This is a genomic window from Phenylobacterium sp., from assembly GCF_025934275.1.
Taxonomy (GTDB): domain Bacteria; phylum Pseudomonadota; class Alphaproteobacteria; order Caulobacterales; family Caulobacteraceae; genus Phenylobacterium.
The window spans coordinates 1-16545 of sequence record NZ_JAICYI010000039.1 but is presented as its reverse complement, the minus strand read 5'-3'; the positions used below and the strand labels follow the sequence as shown (position 1 = coordinate 16545).

General features: G+C 70.9%; 14 protein-coding genes. 3 read left to right on the top strand and 11 right to left on the bottom strand.

Going from position 1 to position 16545, the window contains the following annotated elements; translation table 11 throughout:
• The first annotated feature begins 23 nt into the window (after window positions 1-23).
• Window positions 24-1100, top strand: a complete 1077-nt coding sequence (locus tag Q0W60_RS11190) for a PA0069 family radical SAM protein (RefSeq protein ID WP_297695572.1) — start codon at window positions 24-26, stop codon at window positions 1098-1100.
• A 5-nt stretch (window positions 1101-1105) separates the two neighbouring features.
• Here Q0W60_RS11190 and Q0W60_RS11185 read toward each other — a convergent pair whose 3' ends face one another.
• Window positions 1106-2374, bottom strand: coding sequence for an RNA methyltransferase (locus Q0W60_RS11185; RefSeq protein WP_297695571.1), 1269 nt, complete (start codon window positions 2372-2374; stop codon window positions 1106-1108).
• Window positions 2375-2526: 152 nt separating this feature from the next.
• On the opposite strand from Q0W60_RS11185, the gene Q0W60_RS11180 reads away from it, so the two are divergent.
• Together Q0W60_RS11180 and Q0W60_RS11175 are read left to right on the top strand one after the other, a co-directional pair.
• On the top strand, window positions 2527-3114 hold the full coding sequence (locus Q0W60_RS11180; RefSeq protein ID WP_297695570.1) for a glycine zipper 2TM domain-containing protein: 588 nt from the start codon (window positions 2527-2529) through the stop codon (window positions 3112-3114).
• A 103-nt stretch (window positions 3115-3217) separates the two neighbouring features.
• Complete coding sequence (locus Q0W60_RS11175) at window positions 3218-4216, top strand: class I SAM-dependent methyltransferase (protein ID WP_297695568.1); 999 nt, start codon at window positions 3218-3220, stop codon at window positions 4214-4216.
• Here the strand turns inward: Q0W60_RS11175 and Q0W60_RS11170 are convergent.
• The 10 genes from Q0W60_RS11170 to Q0W60_RS11125 all read right to left on the bottom strand — a co-directional run.
• Entirely contained in the window at window positions 4213-4947 is a 735-nt protein-coding gene (locus tag Q0W60_RS11170) for a TlyA family RNA methyltransferase (RefSeq protein WP_297695566.1), read from the bottom strand. The two genes, Q0W60_RS11175 and Q0W60_RS11170, sit on opposite strands and share 4 nt — an antisense overlap.
• A 7-nt stretch (window positions 4948-4954) precedes the next feature.
• The gene (locus Q0W60_RS11165; RefSeq protein WP_297695564.1) at window positions 4955-6721 is read right to left on the bottom strand and encodes a class I adenylate-forming enzyme family protein; all 1767 of its coding nucleotides are present in this window, start codon (window positions 6719-6721) and stop codon (window positions 4955-4957) included.
• A gap of 128 nt (window positions 6722-6849) precedes the next feature.
• Window positions 6850-8376 carry a peptidase S10 gene (locus Q0W60_RS11160; protein ID WP_297695562.1) on the bottom strand — a complete coding sequence of 509 codons (1527 nt, stop codon included), beginning with the start codon at window positions 8374-8376 and terminating at the stop codon, window positions 6850-6852.
• 178 nt (window positions 8377-8554) lie between these two features.
• Window positions 8555-9100, bottom strand: coding sequence for a hypothetical protein (locus Q0W60_RS11155; RefSeq protein ID WP_297695560.1), 546 nt, complete (start codon window positions 9098-9100; stop codon window positions 8555-8557).
• 157 nt (window positions 9101-9257) lie between these two features.
• Window positions 9258-10136 carry a glutathione-dependent disulfide-bond oxidoreductase gene (yghU, locus tag Q0W60_RS11150; RefSeq protein ID WP_297695558.1) on the bottom strand — a complete coding sequence of 293 codons (879 nt, stop codon included), beginning with the start codon at window positions 10134-10136 and terminating at the stop codon, window positions 9258-9260.
• A 101-nt stretch (window positions 10137-10237) separates the two neighbouring features.
• Window positions 10238-11404 carry a TonB family protein gene (locus Q0W60_RS11145; protein ID WP_297695556.1) on the bottom strand — a complete coding sequence of 389 codons (1167 nt, stop codon included), beginning with the start codon at window positions 11402-11404 and terminating at the stop codon, window positions 10238-10240.
• A 4-nt stretch (window positions 11405-11408) separates the two neighbouring features.
• Window positions 11409-12548, bottom strand: coding sequence for a hypothetical protein (locus tag Q0W60_RS11140; RefSeq protein ID WP_297695554.1), 1140 nt, complete (start codon window positions 12546-12548; stop codon window positions 11409-11411).
• Window positions 12545-13153, bottom strand: coding sequence for a hypothetical protein (locus Q0W60_RS11135; RefSeq protein ID WP_297695552.1), 609 nt, complete (start codon window positions 13151-13153; stop codon window positions 12545-12547). Before Q0W60_RS11135 ends, Q0W60_RS11140 begins: the two co-directional genes overlap by 4 nt.
• A 108-nt stretch (window positions 13154-13261) precedes the next feature.
• Window positions 13262-15928, bottom strand: a complete 2667-nt coding sequence (locus Q0W60_RS11130) for a valine--tRNA ligase (protein ID WP_297695550.1) — start codon at window positions 15926-15928, stop codon at window positions 13262-13264.
• Between the two features lie 169 nt (window positions 15929-16097).
• Window positions 16098-16545 (bottom strand): DUF2497 domain-containing protein (locus Q0W60_RS11125; RefSeq protein WP_297695548.1); only part of this gene is annotated, 448 nt, incomplete at its 5' end.

The following is a 16545-nucleotide window of genomic DNA, read 5'->3' as shown; positions in this document are numbered from 1 at the left end:
TGACGAACCGCTAGCGTCGGACCGTGACCACCTTCACCCAGCAGATCCGCGGGCGCGGCGCCCGCTCCAACCGCAGCGGCCGCTTCGAGGCCGAGGTGCGCGAGGCGTTCGACGACGGCTGGACCGCCGACGACGCGCTTGCGACCGCTATCGCGACCAGCGTCTCGCCCGAGCGGGCGAAGACGATCATCACCCACAACGACAGCCCCGACGTCGGCTTCTCCGCCTCGATCAATCCCTACCGGGGCTGCGAGCACGGCTGCATCTACTGCTACGCCCGCCCGGCGCACGCCTACATGGGCCTCTCCGCCGGGCTCGACTTCGAATCCAAGCTGTTCTTCAAGCCGGAGGCCGCCCGCCTCCTAGAGCGCGAACTGAGTGATCCCCGCTACAAGCCTGAAATCATTCATATCGGCGGCAACACCGATCCCTACCAGCCGCAAGAGCGCAAGCTGCGCGTGACCCGTCAGGTGCTCGAGGTGCTGGAGCGGTTCAACCATCCCTTCTCGATCATCAGCAAGTCGGCCCTGATCCTTCGCGACCTCGACGTCATCTCGTCCATGTCAACGAAAAACCTGGTCCGGGTGGCGATCTCGATCACCACGCTCGACCGCAGGCTCGCCCGCTCCATGGAGCCGCGCGCCGCCACCCCGGAGAAGCGGCTCGAGGCGGTGCGGCGCCTGGCCGGCGCCGGCGTTCCGGTGATCGTCATGTTCGCGCCCTGCATCCCCGGCCTGAACGACCACGAGATGGAGGCGGTCCTGCAGCGCGCGGCCGAGGCCGGGGCGCGCGGCGCGGGCTATGTCGCGCTCCGCCTGCCCCTCGAGATCAAGGACCTGTTCGAGGAGTGGCTCGCGACGGACCACCCCGATCGCGCATCGCGCGTGATGTCGCTGATCCGCCAGATCCGCGGCGGCAAGGCCTACGACAGCCAGTGGGGCAAGCGCATGAAGGGCGAGGGCCCGATCGCCGCCCTGATGTCCCGCCGCTTTGCGACCGCCAAGCAGCGCTACGGCCTCGCCGAGCCCCTGCCGCCGCTCGACCTGACCCATTTCCGCATCCCGCCGCAAGCCGGCGATCAGCTGCAACTGTTCGGATGAGGCGCTCAGCGATCGAACACGCCCACGAGTTCAATGTGCGGCGACCAGAGGAACTGGTCGAGGGGGAGCACGCGGGCGAGGCGGAAGCCCGCCTCGATGAGGGTGCGCGCATCGCGGGCGAAGGTGGCGGGATTGCAGGAGACGCCGATCACGCGGGCGACGGCGGACCTGGCGAGTTCGGCCGCCTGCTCGGCCGCGCCGGCTCGCGGCGGATCGAACACGGCGACGTCGGTGCGCTTCAGCTCGGCGGCGAGCACCGGCCGGCGGACCAGGTCGCAGACTTCCGTGGTGACGGCCCCCTGGCCCAACGCACCGGCGGCGGCGGCGAGCGCGCGGATGGCCTCGGCGGAGGCGTCGAGCGCATGAACCGGCGCGATCTGCGCCAGCCGGAACGTGAAGGTGCCGACGCCGCAGTAGAGGTCGGCGATGCGGCGCGCGCCCGCCGCGGCCTCGGCGACGAAGTCGGCCATCGCGGCCTCGGCCTCCCGCGTCGCCTGCAGGAAGGCGCCCGGCGGCAGGTCCACGATGGCGGGACCCAGCCGCACCTGAGGCGCGCGAGCCTGATAGGCGACTTCGCCGTCAAGGCTGACGCGGGCGAAATCCGCCGCCGCGGCGCGCTCGGCGAGCTGCACCCGTGCGTCGGCGGAGAGTCCGCCGGACCTGCTCTCGACGCCGGAGATCTCGACGTCGAGGCCGCTGTCGGTGAGCGTGACATGCAAGGTGGGCGCCGACTTCGGGTGTTCGAAGAGCGGCGCGGCGAGGCGCTTCAAGGCGGGGATTGCGACCTGCAGCCTTGGCTCGGCGATCGGGCACACCGCGATCTCGACCAGCTCCCAGGACCTGCGGGCCTTGTAGCCCAGCCGGGCGGCCGCCGCGGTCCCCTTGCGCGCGTGCAGCGCGAGGCGCCGGCGGCTGGCGGGCTTGGCGGCGAACGCCGTGAGCAGCTCGGTCTCGATCCGTTGCCGCGCCAGCGTCGCCCTCAGCCGCTCGACCTTCCAGGCGAGATAGGGCGCCGGCGCCCAGTGCTGCAGCGCGCAGCCGCCGCAGGCGTGGAAGTGCGGGCATGGCGGAGCCACCCGCTCAAGGCTCGGCTCGAGCACCTCGACGAGCGTACGCCGCTCCCCGGCGCCGGCGGCCCGCACCCGCTCGCCGGGCAGTGTGAAGGGCACGTAGGTCGGCCCGACCGCAACGCCGTCGCCCTCCCCGCCCACGGCTTCGACGACGAGCTCGACCGGCGGTCCGGCGGGGGGCGGTTGGGGTCGCGGGCGGCGCATGGCGGACCTCATGCCGCAGTGCTGCGCGTCCCGCGTCAACCAAAGATAAACGAAGATGAACAAGGCGATTAAGGCCCGTTCAGATAACGCCGGCCATAGTCCGCCAGGAGAGCGGTCCACGGGCCGCATGGCGCGTTCGTGAGAGGGATCAGATGAACCGTAAGACTTTCGCCAGGGGCCTGATCGCGGCCGTCGCCGGCGCGGGAGCGCTGGGCGCGGTAGGCGTGGCCGCCCAGGCGCAGCCCTACGGCCAGTACGGCTACTACGGCGGCGGCTATCCGGGCTGCCAGCAGCAATCCAGCAACCGCGGCCTGGTGGGCGCCCTGATCGGCGGCGGCCTGGGCGCGGTGGTCGGCGCCAACATGGCGGCGAACCACCACCGCTCGGACGGCGGCCTCGTCGGCGGCGGGGTCGGCGCGCTGGTGGGCGCCGGCATCGGCTCGTCGAGTGCGCCGTGTCGCCAGGTCCCCCTGCCGCCGCCCCCGCCCGGGCCGCCGCCCGCCGCCTACAATGCCGAGCCGCCCTATGGCGACTATAGCTATCAATACGAGGGCCGCGACGACGGGCCCGGCTGGGCCTACGGCCGGCATGGCGAGCGGTACCGCCTGGCCGATGGCCAAGCCGCCGACGACGGCTGCACGCTCGCCGAGAGTCCGGTCTATCTGCCGGACGGCCGCGTCCAGAAGCGCTTCGTCCGCGTCTGCCTGGACGCCAACGGCCGCTATCAGGTCGTGAACTGAATCCACGCCGCATCTGTGCGCCTCGGCCGCTCGCCAACCGGCGGGCGGCCGTCTTTTTCGCCGCTCGCCTTCGAGGATCGGGGGTTTCGCCTATAATCGGCTCATGACGCTCACGGCGACCGGCGGCTTCACCGCGCACAACGTCCAGCTGGACGACGGCTCCTACACCTTCCCGCAGGCGAACCCGATCGAGACGATGGGCGACTACGTCTGCGTGAAGAACCTGCTGCCGCTGCTCTATCCCGAGGGGTGGGCCGGCCGCTCGATCGTCGACCTAGGATGCCTGGAGGGCGGCTTCGCGACCGAGTTCGCCAGGCTCGGGCTGGACAGCACCGGCATCGACGTGCGCGAAGCCAACATCGCCAACGCTGAGTACATCAAGTCGCGGACCAGCCTTCCGAACCTGCGGTTCATCCGCGACGACGCCTGGAACGTCGGCCGCTACGGTCCCTTCGACATGATCTTCTGCGTCGGCCTGCACTACCACATGGAGGACCAGCACCGGTTCCTGCAGGAGATGGCGCTGGCGTGCCGCAAGGCGATCTTCATCGACACCCACGTCGCCCCCGAGTTCGACCATGAGCCGGCGGTCCGGACCTTCAATCTGGGACCGCTCACGATGCATGAAGGGCTGCCCGGCCGCTGGTACGCCGAGCACGATTTCGATCCTGCCGCGGACAAGGACCGGCTGGAGAGCCTGAAGTGGGCGTCGTGGGAGAACCGGCGCTCGTTCTGGCCGACCAAGGGCGCGCTGGTCCGCTCGCTCCGCGACGCCGGTTTCTCGATCGTGCTGGAGGACTTCGACCAGCTGTTGAACTGGTCAGCGCATTACCTGTCGCCGGAGGGATGGCACTACCAGACCGCCCGGGCGATGTTCGTGGGGATCAAGGCCGGGGAGACCCCGATGCCTGGGCAGGCCGCGGCCGAAGCGCCGCCGCACCGGCTGAACGGCGCCGTGCGAACTGACGGCCCGGCGGCCGGGGAGACGGCGGATCCGGCGGAGTCCCAGCGACTGCGGGCGACCTTGGAGGCGGTTTACGCCTCGACCTCCTGGCGGGCGACCGCACCGCTCCGCGCGCTCTCGCGGCTGCTGCGGCGCTAGGACGCCCGGCGCGCCCACACCAGGCATTCGCGATTGCCGTCGCCGCCCGGGATCGGGCTTTCGCCGCTCGCCCGCACCGGCCAGCCGGCGCCCGCGAGGAAGGCCGCGACGGCCGCGAGCGCCGTGTCCCGCGCGGCCGCATCCCTGACCACGCCGCCCTTGCCGACATGTCCCGGCCCGACCTCGAACTGCGGTTTCACCAACGCCACGAGATCCGCGGCCGGCGCGGCCAGGGCGAGCGCGGCGGGCAGCGCCTTCGCAAGCCCGATAAAGCTGAGATCGGCCACGATCAGGCCGGGCGGCTCGGCGATGTGCTCACTGGTCAAAGACCGTGCGTCGAGGCCCTCCAGGCTGACGACCCGCGGATCGGCGGCCAGCGCGCGATGCAGCTGGCCGCGGCCGACATCGACCGCGTAGACCTTGGCGGCGCCGCGCGCGAGGCAGACCTCGGTGAAGCCGCCGGTGGAGGCGCCGAGATCGAGCACGACGGCGCCCGCCACCCCGAGCGGCCAGGCCTCGAACGCGTGCAGCAGCTTCAGGGCGCCGCGACCGACCCAAGGATGCGCGGCGGCTGCGACAATCTCGGACGCCTCATCGAGCGGCTCGGAGGGCTTGGCGACGAGCCGGCCGTCGGCGCTGACGCCCCCCGCCTCGATCGCGGCGCGGGCCCTGGCGCGGCTCTCGAAGAAGCCCCGCTCGACCAGCAGGACGGCGGCGCGCTTCCTGGCCACCCGCGCCTCAGGCGCTCGCCTGCTCCGCCGCGAACAGCTCCTTGAGCTCTTTCTTGAGGATCTTGCCGTTGGGATTGCGCGGCAGGGTCTCGTGGCGGATGACGATCTCCACCGGCACCTTGAACGCCGCCAGCCGATCGGCCACGAAGGCGCGGAGCTCGGCCTCCGTGGCCTCCGCGCCCGGCTTCAGCCCGACCACCGCGGCGGGCTCTTCGCCGAGCGTCCGGTGCGGCTTGCCGACCACCGCGGCGTCCATCACCGCGGGATGGTCGTAGAGCACGTTCTCCACCTCGACGCAGTAGATGTTCTCGCCGCCGCGGATCAGCATGTCCTTGGCCCGGTCGATGATGTAGCAGAAGCCCTCCTCGTCGAGACGGGCGAGGTCGCCGGTGCGCACCCAGCCGTCGACATAGGTCTGGGCGGTGGGCTCCGGCTTGTTCCAGTAGCCCTTGCAGTTCATCGGGCCGAACGACCAGAGCTCGCCCACCTCGCCGGCCGGCAGCACGGCCTTGCCGTCCTCGGGACTGCGGATCTCGAGCTTGGCGACGGGCGCGGCGGGGCCGCAGCTGTCGGGGCGGTTGATGTAGTCCTCGGCCCCGTTGGAGGTGACGGTGGCGCAGGTCTCCGTCATGCCCCAGCCCTGACCGGGTTGCGACTTGGGGAATGTCTCGCGCAGCCGCCGCACCAGCTCGGGCGCCGAGGGCGCGCCGCCGTACGCCACGCTCTCTAGCGACGACAGGTCATAGTTCGCCCGCGCCGGATGTTCGATCAGCTGCCAGGCGATGGTCGGCACGCCGCCGGCCGCCTGGATCTTCTCGCGCTCGATCAGCTCGAAGGCGCGGATCGGATCCCACTTGTACATCATCACCAACTTGGCCCCGCCGAAGGTGGAGGGATTGAGCACCGCCATGCAGCCGGTGACGTGGAAGAACGGCACCGAGAGCAGGGACGAACGCTGCGGCGCGTTGGGATCGGGCGCGGGCGGAGTCTCGCCCCGCCGCAGGAAGTTGCGGGCCGCCGCGGCCGCGCCGGTGAGCACCGCGGTGTTGACCGCCCGCTGGGTGGCGAGCGCGCCCTTCGGCTTACCGGTGGTGCCGGAGGTGTAGAAGATGGTGGCGTCGTCCTCGGGACCGACCTCGGCGGGCGGCAACTCGGCGTCCGGCAGGGCCTGCCAGTCGTTCGGCGCGCCGATCACGTCCTCCAGCTTGGCGACGCGCGGATGTGCGATCTCCTCGTCGCCGCGGCAGCGGGAAACGTAGATGCGCAGCAGGTCTGGGCAGTTGTGGATGTGCTCGGCCAGCCGCTCGTAGCGCTCGGCGTCGACGACGGCGAGCTTGGTCCCGGAGTCGGTCAGGCCGTACTCCAGCTCGGGGCCGGTCCACCAGGCGTTCAGCGGGGTGACCACGGCGCCCAGCGAGGCGGCGGCGTAGAAGGCGACCACCCACTCCGGCAGGTTGCGCATGATCACCGAGACGCGGTCGCCCTTCTTCACGCCGGCGTCGGCCATGGCGTGGGCCAGCCGGGCGGTGGCGCGGAAGAAGGCGGCGTAGGAGACCCGCTCGTCCTCGTACACGAGATAGATCTTGTCGCCGTGCGCGCGGGCCGCCTCGACGATGGCGCGCAGGGACGGCGGGGCGTTCTTCCACACCTTGGTCTTCACGCCGCCGATCACGACCTCCTCGGTCTCCAGCGGGCTGCCGGGCTGGGTGAGCAGGGCATGCGCCTGATCGATGGACATGGCGGGCCAGCCGGCCGGCAGATCGGGGTTCGACATCGGATGCTCCTACTTCGCAGGCGGCGCGTCGCGCCCGCGCGGCGTCGTGGGTGAACAACCATAACCCAGGGTGAGACGCAAACGCCGCGGAAGCCGCTTTCCCTCTCCCGCTCCGGCGGAAAGGAAGGCTACCGCGCGGCGTAGAGAGCCATGACGTCGCGGCGGAAGGCGGCCTGGCTGTCGGGGCGGGAGTAGAACATGTGGCCGCCCGGATAGACCGCGAGCCGCACGCGGCCGGGGTCGCCCATCGGCGGCATCTGGTCGACGATCAGCTGCGAGGCGAAGAACGGACAGGAAAGGTCGTCGTAACCGTGGGCGATCAGCACGCGCAGCTTGCCGTCGGCGGCGACCGCCTTCCTGAGATCGGAAACGCTCTCGACCTCCTGGAACCAGTTCTTCTCCCACGCCCGGTTCACGGCGTTGGAAAGCGCGTTGTAGCGGCCTTCCACCTTCCAGCCGACGGTGCGGGTCATGAAGTCGACCATGGCCGAGGTGGTGGGCGCGATGATCGCATCGAGGATCGGATCGCCGGCGCGCTGGTCCTGCGACCAGGGATAGGGATCCCAGGTGGTGACGTTGGAATCGTAGACCGAGGCGAGCTTGCCCTGGTCGCGGTAGAGCTCGCGCAGGAAGACGCCGGGATCGACGCGGCCGCCCATGTGCTTGACGAGCTCGGGACGCAGCCCCGTGTAGCGGGTGACGTGGGCGACGATGCGGTCCACCGCGGCGGGATCGGAGCGGCCCTTCATGAGATCGACGGCGAACTCGCTGCGGGCGTACTGCTCGACTTCGGCCAGGGTCTCGGGGTTCAGCGGCTTGCCCTGGCGCTCGTAGTTGGCGGCGGCCTCCGAGGGCAGCTCGACGATGAAGGGCAATGGCGAGATGTCCTCGAACGACTGGGTCCGGGCGTCGAGGAACGGCGAGACCATGACCACGCCGGAGGGGCCGACGCCCAGCTCGGTCTGCAGGTAGTGGGCGATGGCCGGCGCCCGGTAGCCGCCGTAGCTCTCGCCGACCACGTACTTGGGCGAGGCCATGCGGCCGTTCTTCACCAGCCAGTCGAAGACGATCCGCGAGAGGTAGGCCACGTCCTGCTTGACCTGGAAGAAGTCCTTCTTGGTCTGCTCGGTCTCCTCCAGCGAGCGGGAGAAGCCGGTGCCGACGGGGTCGATGAACACCAGGTCGGTGAAGTCAAGCCAGGAGCCGGCGTTGTCGACCAGGCGCACCGGATCGGAGGGGCTGTCGCCCTGGGCGCCGAACTGGATCCGCTTCGGCCCGATCGCCCCCATGTTGAGGTAGACCGAGGCCGCGCCCGGCCCGCCGTTGAAGGCGAAGGTCACCGGCCGGGCGTGATCGCGCGGCCCGTCGAGGATGTAGGCGGTGAACACCACTTCGGCGATCTTCTTGCCCTTGGCGTCGCGCACCGGCAGCGAGCCGACCGTCGCCGTGTAGTTCAGCGTCCTGCCGGCCACGTGCGTCACCTGCTTGACCGTGGCGTCGGCCGGGAACGGCGGCAGTTCGATCTTCTCCTTGGCCTCGGACTTGGCGGCGTCGGACCTGGCGGTCTCGTCGGCCGCGACGGCGCACGGCGAGACCGCCGCTAATCCCAGGGACAGGGCGAGGACGGCCGCGGCCGCCGAGATCAGTTTGCGCATGCAGAAATTCCCCACCGACCTCGGCACATTGGCCAAGATCAGGCCGCCCGCAAGTGAAACCGCAGTTGGATTTCGCGGACTCGGCGGGACGGCGGGCAGGTTCGTGCGCGGCCGCTCGCAGAGGCGGCCTTCCGCCTCTTCCGTGAATTCCGCGGTTCAAGCCGAGCGCGACACGGGGTCAGGAGGAATCCGGACGGCGGGGGACGGAATCACAGTTGCCGCCGCTGGCCTGGGGCGCGGGCGGCGGGGGCTCGGACGGCCGGACGCCGACGAGGCGGAAATGGGCGATGAGGCGGGCGAGCTGAACCGGCGCGGGCTCGGCGAGGAAGTCCTCGGCCTCGGCCGCGGCCTCGATCCAATCCTCGATGCGGCACATGAGCTCGACGCCCTCGGTCAGCTCGTCCTCATAGCCCTGATCGTACTCGTCCCAGACGACGCGCTCGGCGCGGACCTTCAGCTGGGTCTTGCGCGCGGCCACCTCGTCCTTGAGCGTCTGGCGGGCGGCCGCCTCGACCTCGCGCTGGGCGCGCTCTTCGTCGAGGACGAGCTTCGCCTCCAGCGCCACGCTCTGGCGAAGCCCTCGGGTGATCTTGTGGAAGGCGCCGGAAAGCCTGGCCTTCCGGTCCTCGTCCTCGCACTTGAGCGCCGTCTCGGCGAGGTCCTCGGCGAGCTTCAGCGAGAGCTGCTGCACCCTCTGCAGCAACCCCTGATGCCGTTCCGCCATGGCGTCGCGCGTGATCATGAACAAAAGTAGAACACGCACAGGGTCCGCCTGGCAAGATTTTTCGCGAATTTCTTCCGAAGCGCGCTCATCCCGCGAGCGGCCGAGGATGAAACCACTCCGGCAGCTTCGCGGCGCCTCCCCTGCGCGGGAGGAACGATCAGGCCGTCTCCAGGGCCTTGTCGATGTCGGCGGCGGAATGGCGTTCGGGGACGCCGCCTTCGCCGGCGCGGTTGACGCGGCGGCCGCGCTTGACCGCGGGACGGCGCGCGATCTGGTCGGCCCAGCGGTTCAGGTGCCTGTACTCGTGGGCCGCGAGGAATTCGCCCGCGCCATAGACCTGGCCCTTGGCGAGCGCGCCGTACCAGGGCCAGACCGCGATGTCGGCGATGGTGTACTGATCGCCCGCCAGGTACTCGGTTTCCGCCAGCCTGCGGTCGAGCACGTCGGCCTGACGTTTCACCTCCATGGCGAAACGGTCGATGGCGTACTCGATCTTGAACGGGGCGTAGGCGTAGAAGTGGCCGAAGCCGCCGCCCAGGTAGGGCGCCGCGCCCATCTGCCAGAACAGCCACGAGAGCGTCTCGGCGCGCGCCGCGGGCTCGATGGGCAGGAAGGCGCCGAACTTCTCCGCCAGGTGCGCCAGGATCGCGCCGGATTCGAAGACCCGGAAAGGCGTCGGCCCGGAGCGGTCGAGGAGCGCCGGGATCTTGGAGTTCGGATTGATCTCGACGAAGCCGGAGCCGAACTGGTCGCCCGAGCCGATGTTGACCAGCCAGGCGTCGTACTCCGCGCCCTTGTGGCCGAGCGCCAGGAGCTCCTCGAGCAGAATGGTGACCTTCTGACCGTTGGGCGTGGCGAGCGAATAGAGCTGGAACGGATGCTCGCCGACCGGGAGCTCCTTGTCGTGGGTGGGGCCGGCCACCGGGCGGTTGATGTTGTTGAAGCGGCCGCCGCTGTCCTTGTCCTTGTTCCAGGCCCAGACCTTGGGCGGAACGTAGTCGGCGGGCTGGTTCAGCGGCTGCGGGGCTTCGGACATGCGCTGGCGCTCCGGGTGCGATGGATGACGGCCCAGCCGCCCATATCGGGCGGCGCAGCTTGGAGCGCAACGCCTGAGCCGGCCGGCCTGCGCAGCCGCCGCTAGTTGGCCGCCTGCAGGGCGAGGCTCGGACGGATGGCGATGTGAACGACGCCGCCCCGCACCGGGCTCGCTTCGGCAGACCAGAGGCTCATGCGCAGATGCGAAGCGAGCTTGACCGCCGCCTCGTCGAAATCGATGCCGTCAGGGCTGGTGTACTCGATCTCGCAGGCCTCGAGCGCGCCCGCATCGCCGACCCGGCAGCGGACGACCGCCCCGGGACTGCCGGGTTTCGCCGCCGGCAGGCCCTGCGCGAGCGTGACCGGGTCGGACCCGGCGATCCAGGCCGCGGCGTGGACGGTGCGGTCGCTCGCCTGCGCGGGCGGCGCGAAGCGGATCGGGACATCCACCTCGATCGGCGCGCCGCGCGGGGCCGTCGCCATAGCCTCGGGCGAGGCGCGGAAATGGGCGGCGAGCGCCACGGCGGCCTTGCCGAAGCCGCGTCCCACGGGAAGCTCCTTGGCGACGACGCAGCGGCTCAGCAGGCCCTGCAGGCCCACCCGGCAATGGGCGATGGCATAGCCCTCGACACCACCGCCGTTCGCCGGATAAGCGGCGGCCCACTCTTCGAAGCTGGGCGCCTGCACCCAGCCGGGCTCGGTCATCAGGGTGAGCCGGCGCATCTCGATGGGATTGTGCGAGATCCTGAGGTTGGCGGCGTTGATCTCGTGATTGCCCTCGTTCTTGGCGGTATCGCCGGTCATGGTCCCGACCGGCAGCTCGCGCGCGATAGCGATCTCCTGGAAGTTCGATTCAACCTGCGGCAGGTTGAAATCGACGGCGATCTTCAAGGTGGCGTCGATCGGGCCCACCGGACCTTCGGGCGGCGGCAGCTTGAATGTGGGTCGAAGCGCCAGGGCGGCCGCGCCAAAACCCTTCCCGGGCGGCGCCTCGAAGATGACCCGGCAGTTCTCGGCGAGGCCGTGGACGTCGACGAAGCACGAGAGGGTGACGTAGCCGCTCAGGCCCGCTTCGCGCGCGGCGGCCGGCCAGACGGCGATGTCCTGGCCGCGCACCTGGTCGTCGTCGCCGCCCACCTGCAGGGTCAGATCCGGAGCCGGCGCTCCCTTCGGCCGGCGCACGACGATGAGCGGCGAAACGACCTTGGGCGCGGGCAGCACCGGGGCCTGCGAGGCGACGGCGGCGGCGGCGAGCAGCGCAAGCAACACCGGATTATCGCTCGGCCTGGCGCTCGGCGGGCGCCGGCTTGACCGGGATATGGATGACCCCGCCCAGCACGGGGCTCGCCTCGGCGGACCACAGGTTTATGCGCAGCCGCGAGGCGAGCTTCACGGCCGCCTCGTCGTAGTCGATACCGTCGGGGCTGGTGTACTCGATGGCGCAGCCGGCGACCGCGCCGCCCTGCCCCACCTTGCACTGGACCACGGCGCCGGGACTGTCGGCGCGCTTGGCAAGGCCCGGGGGAAGCTCGCGGATCAGGGTCGCAGGATCGGAGCCCGCGATCCACAGGGGCGCCCGGACCGTGCGGTCGGAGGCTTGGCCGGGCGGGACGAAGCGCACCGGCACGTCCACCTCGACTGGCGCGCCGTGCGGGGCCGCGGCCATCGCCTCGGGCGAGGCGCGGAAGTGGGCGGCCAGCCCGACGGCGGCCCTGCCGAAGCCGTGGCCCGCGGGCAGCTCCTCGGCGGCGGCGCAGCGGCTTAGCTCGCCCTGGCGGTCCACCTTGCAGTGGGCGACGGCGTAACCCTCCACTCCGCCGCCTTCCGGCGGATAGGCCTTGGCCCAATCGTCGAAGCCGGGGGCCGCGGCCCACGCAGGCTCGGTCAGCATGGTCATGGCGCGCCCGATCATCGGGTTGTTGTGCACGTAGATGGTGCGGCCGGTGGTCTCCATGCTGCCCATGGCCGCGGAGTTCACCTCCTGCAGGCTGTTGTCGGGCGGGCGGGCGATGAAGGCGAGCGCGACGTTCATCGGCGCGTCGACAGGCCCGTCGGGGCCGGCCCTGGGCGTCAGCTTGAAGGTCGGCCGCAGCGCGAGCGCCGCCTTGCCGAAGCCGCGGCCCCGCGGGCTCTCGTAGACCACCCGGCAGCGCTCGGCGAGGCCGTGCACGTCGACCCGGCAGCCCAGGGTGACATAGCCGCTGACCCCGTCCTTCAGCGCGGTCTCCGGGAACACCACGACGCCCTGCGCCTCCTGGTCGCCGCGGATCGGGATGGTGACATCGGCAGGCGGCGCATCCTTCGGCGGCGGCGGCATGACGGTCAGCGGGGCGACCTCGTGCGGGCGCGCCGTCTGGGCCAGAGCGGCGCCGGCGGCCGACGCGCAGACGACGGCGAGGAGCGCGGCCCTCATGGCTGCGGCTTCGCCTCAGGCGTCGGCGAGGCGACGGTCGGCAGGGCGTCGAGCGGATGGCTGACCGTGAAGCGGGCGAGCTGCTGCTTGACCAGCGGCCAGTCGGGGGCGAGCTGAAGCGCCTTGTTGTAGTCGAGCCAGGCGTCCTTCTCGTCGTCCAGGTACTCGTAGGCGACGGCGCGGTTGTAGTAGGCCTTCTCCGGCTCCTTCACGTTCAGGATCAGCGCGTTGTCGATATCGGACACGCTGTCCTTGAACTGGCGCAGGCCGATGCGCGCGGCGGCGCGGTTCACATAGGCCTCGGCGAGGTCGGCCTTGTAGCGGATGGCGGTGTTGAAGTCGGCCAGCGCCTCGGCGTAGCGCTTGGCGTGCAGCTTGATGATGCCGCGGTTGACGTAGGTGCCGGCCCGGTCGAGGGGGATGAGCTGCTCGGTCTCCAGCGACTGGGTGCAGACCCGCTCGTCGCGGATGCTGGAGGAGCCGCCCTGGGCCGCCGCCGAGCAGGCCGAGGCGAGCCCGCCGCCCCAGACGTCCACCGCCTGGGCGGCCGCGGGTCCGGCGAGGGCCAGCGCCGCCAGACCAAGCCATGCTGCATGCCCCCGCATGCGCTCCTCCCGAACCTCCGGCGCCGTCGATATCGCCGCTTGCGGAAGCGTGCTCCTGCCGCAGCGGCAAGTCAATTGGACACGACCACGCCGACGGGTTGGCGGAGGCTACGCCACCGCCTCCAGGCGGCTGAGGGCGGCCTGCAGCTTGGCCTTGGCGGCCTCGGCTTCGGCCAGGCGTTCGCGATTCTCCTCCACCACCTCCTCGGGCGCGCGGGCGACAAAGTCGGGGTTGGCGAGCTTCTTGGCGAGCTTTTCGATCTCGCCGGAGTGGCCGGCCACCTCCTTGGCGAGCCGCGCGCGCTCGGCGGAAAGGTCGATGAACTCGGCGACCGGCAGGGCGAAGGTCGCGCCCTCGACGACGTAGGGGATGGCGCCTTCCGGCGCGGCCCCGACGATGCGCACCGCCGAGACGCGCAGCAGCTGGCCGATCAGCGGGGCGGCGGCTTCGAGGACGCGCCGCTGGCCGGACGTGGCCTCGAGCACCAGGAGCGGCGGGCGGGCCGCAGGCGGCACGTTCAGCTCCTGGCGCACCGAGCGGCCTTCGCTGATCGCCTCGACGATCAGGCCGATCTCGGCGTCGGCGGCCGGGTCGACGAGGCTGTCGGGCAGCTGCGGCCACGGCGCAGTCATCAGGAAGCCGCGATGGGCGCGCGGGACGCCGAGGTCCGCCGTCTGGCCCCAGAGCTCCTCGGTCAGGAACGGCATCACCGGATGCAGCAGCTTCAGCGTCTCGTCGAGCGCCCACGCGGCGGTGGCCTGGGTTTCGGCCTTGGCGGCCTGGTCCGCCCCGTTCAGCACCGGCTTGGCGAGCTCGACGTACCAGTCGCAGAAGCGGTTCCAGATGAACCGGTAGAGCGCCTCGGCCGCGCGGTCGAACTCGCACTCCGCCAGGGCCAGGGTGACGGCCTGGGCGGTGCGCGCCGTCTCGCCGACGATCCAGCGGTTGAGCGGCGCCTTCGCCGCCGCCGGATCGAAGCCTTCGGCCCGGGCGCAGCCGTTCATCTGGCAGAAGCGGGTCGCGTTCCACAGCTTGGTGCCGAAGTTGCGGTAGCCCTCGATGCGCTGGCGCGACAGGTTGAGGTCGCGGCCGCCCGAGGTCATGGCGGTGAGCGTGAAGCGCAGCGCATCGGCCCCGTACTCGTCCACCAGCTCCAGCGGATCGACGACGTTGCCCTTGGCCTTGGACATCTTCTTGCCCTCGGCGTCGCGGACCAGGGCGTTGATGAACACCCGCCTGAAGGGGACCTCGCCCATGAAGTGCAGGCCCTGCATCATCATCCGCGCGACCCAGAAGAAGATGATGTCGAAGCCGGTGACCAGGGTGTGGGTCGGGTAGAAGCGGGCGAGATCTCGGGTCTGCTCGGGCCAGCCCAAGGTGGAGAACGGCCACAGCGCCGAGGAGAACCAGGTGTCGAGGACGTCCTCGTCCTGGCGAAGCTCGGTCGGGCGGCCGTAGTGCTCCTCCGCCTGCCGGCGGGCCTCGACCTCGCTCTCCTCGACGAAGACCCGCCCGTCGGGGCCGTACCAGGCCGGAATGCGGTGGCCCCACCAGAGCTGGCGCGAGACGCACCAGGGCTGGATGTTGCGCATCCACTCGAAGTAGGTCTTCTCCCAGGCCCGGGGGACGAAGACGGTGTCGCCCGCCTCGACCGCCTTGATGGCCGGCCGGGCCAGCGCCTCGGCGTTCACGTACCACTGGTCCGTCAGATAGGGCTCGACGACGACGCCCGAGCGGTCGCCGTGCGGGACCACGTGGCGGGTCTTCTCGACCCCGCGCAGCAGGCCCAGGCGCTCGAATTCATCGACCACCTTCTGGCGGGCGGCGAAGCGGTCGAGCCCGCGGTAGCCGGCGGGGACGTTGTCGTTCAGGCGCGCGAAGCCGTCGAGGATGTTGATCATCGGCAGGTTGTGGCGCTTGCCGACCGCGAAGTCGTTGAAGTCGTGCGCCGGGGTGATCTTCACCGCGCCCGAGCCCTTCTCCGGATCGGGGTACTCGTCGGCGATGATCGGAATCGGGCGGCCCACGATCGGCAGGCGGACGGCGCGGCCGATCAGCTTCGTGTAGCGTTCGTCGGTGGGATGGACCGCGACCGCCGTGTCGCCAAGCATGGTCTCCGGCCGGGTGGTGGCGACGACGATCTCCCCCGAACCGTCCTCCAGCGGATAGGCGAAATGCCAGTAGTGGCCGTCGACCTCGCGCTGCTCGACCTCGAGATCGGAGATGGCGGTCTGGAAGTGCGGATCCCAGTTCACCAGCCGCTTGTCACGATAGATGAGCTTTTCCTTGTAAAGCCCGACGAAGACTTTGCGAACGGCAGCGGATAGCCCCTCGTCCAGGGTGAAGCGCTCTCGGCTCCAGTCGCAGGAGGCGCCCAGCCTGCGGAGCTGGTTGACGATGGTCCCGCCTGACCTCGCCTTCCATTCCCAGACCTTCTCGACGAAGGCCTCGCGCCCGAGGTCGCGGCGGGAGATGTTGCCCTCGGCCGCGAGCTGCCGCTCGACCACCATCTGGGTGGCGATGCCGGCGTGATCGGTGCCGGGCAGCCAGAGCGCGGCCTTGCCCCGCATGCGCTCGAAGCGGACGAGCACGTCCTGCAGGGTGTTGTTAAGCGCATGGCCGATGTGCAGCGAGCCGGTGACGTTGGGCGGCGGGATGACGATCGAGAACGGCTCGGCGGCGGGATCCTCGGCGGGCGCGAAGGCGCCGGAGGCCTCCCAGGCCGCATAGAGGCGCGGCTCGACGGTCTTGGGATCGAAGGTTTTAGAGAGCATGGGTCTTGTCGACTGGGCGGGTGGCCCCTCCCTCACTTAATGGGGAGGGACAGGCCGCGAAAGCGGCCCGGGTGGGGATGGAGGGATCAAACTCGGAGGCAGGGGATGAGCGCGGTTCCCCACCCTGCTCGGCTGCGCCGAGCTGTCCCTCCCCGTCAAGGGAGGGACGTCAGCGTACTCGGCCGCGGGCGATGCGCTCGACCTCGGCCTCGACCGCGGTCTGGACGATCGCCGGCAGGTGGTCGTCGAGCCACTGCTGGAGCAAGGGGTTCAGCAGCTCGCGGACCACGTCCTCCAGCGTGCGGCCCTGCGGCGGCATGGCGACGGTGGCGGCGAGCTTGCCGAACGCCGAGGCCGCCGCCTGGGCGGCGCCTTCGCTGACCAGCGGCTCCAGGCGCGGCGGCGGCGCGGCGGCGGCGGGCGCCGGCGCGGGGGCGGGCTTCGCCGGTTCGGCGGGCGGCGGGGTGTAGACGTCGAGGTCGCCGTGCGTCTCGACCTTCTCGGTGAGCTCAAGGGGCTCGTCCTCGTCCGGCGGCGCGGCCTCGGCGGAGGACTGGACCGGTTCCGGCTCGGGCGCGGCGACGGGCGCGGGCTCCGGGGCGGGCGCGGGCTCCGGG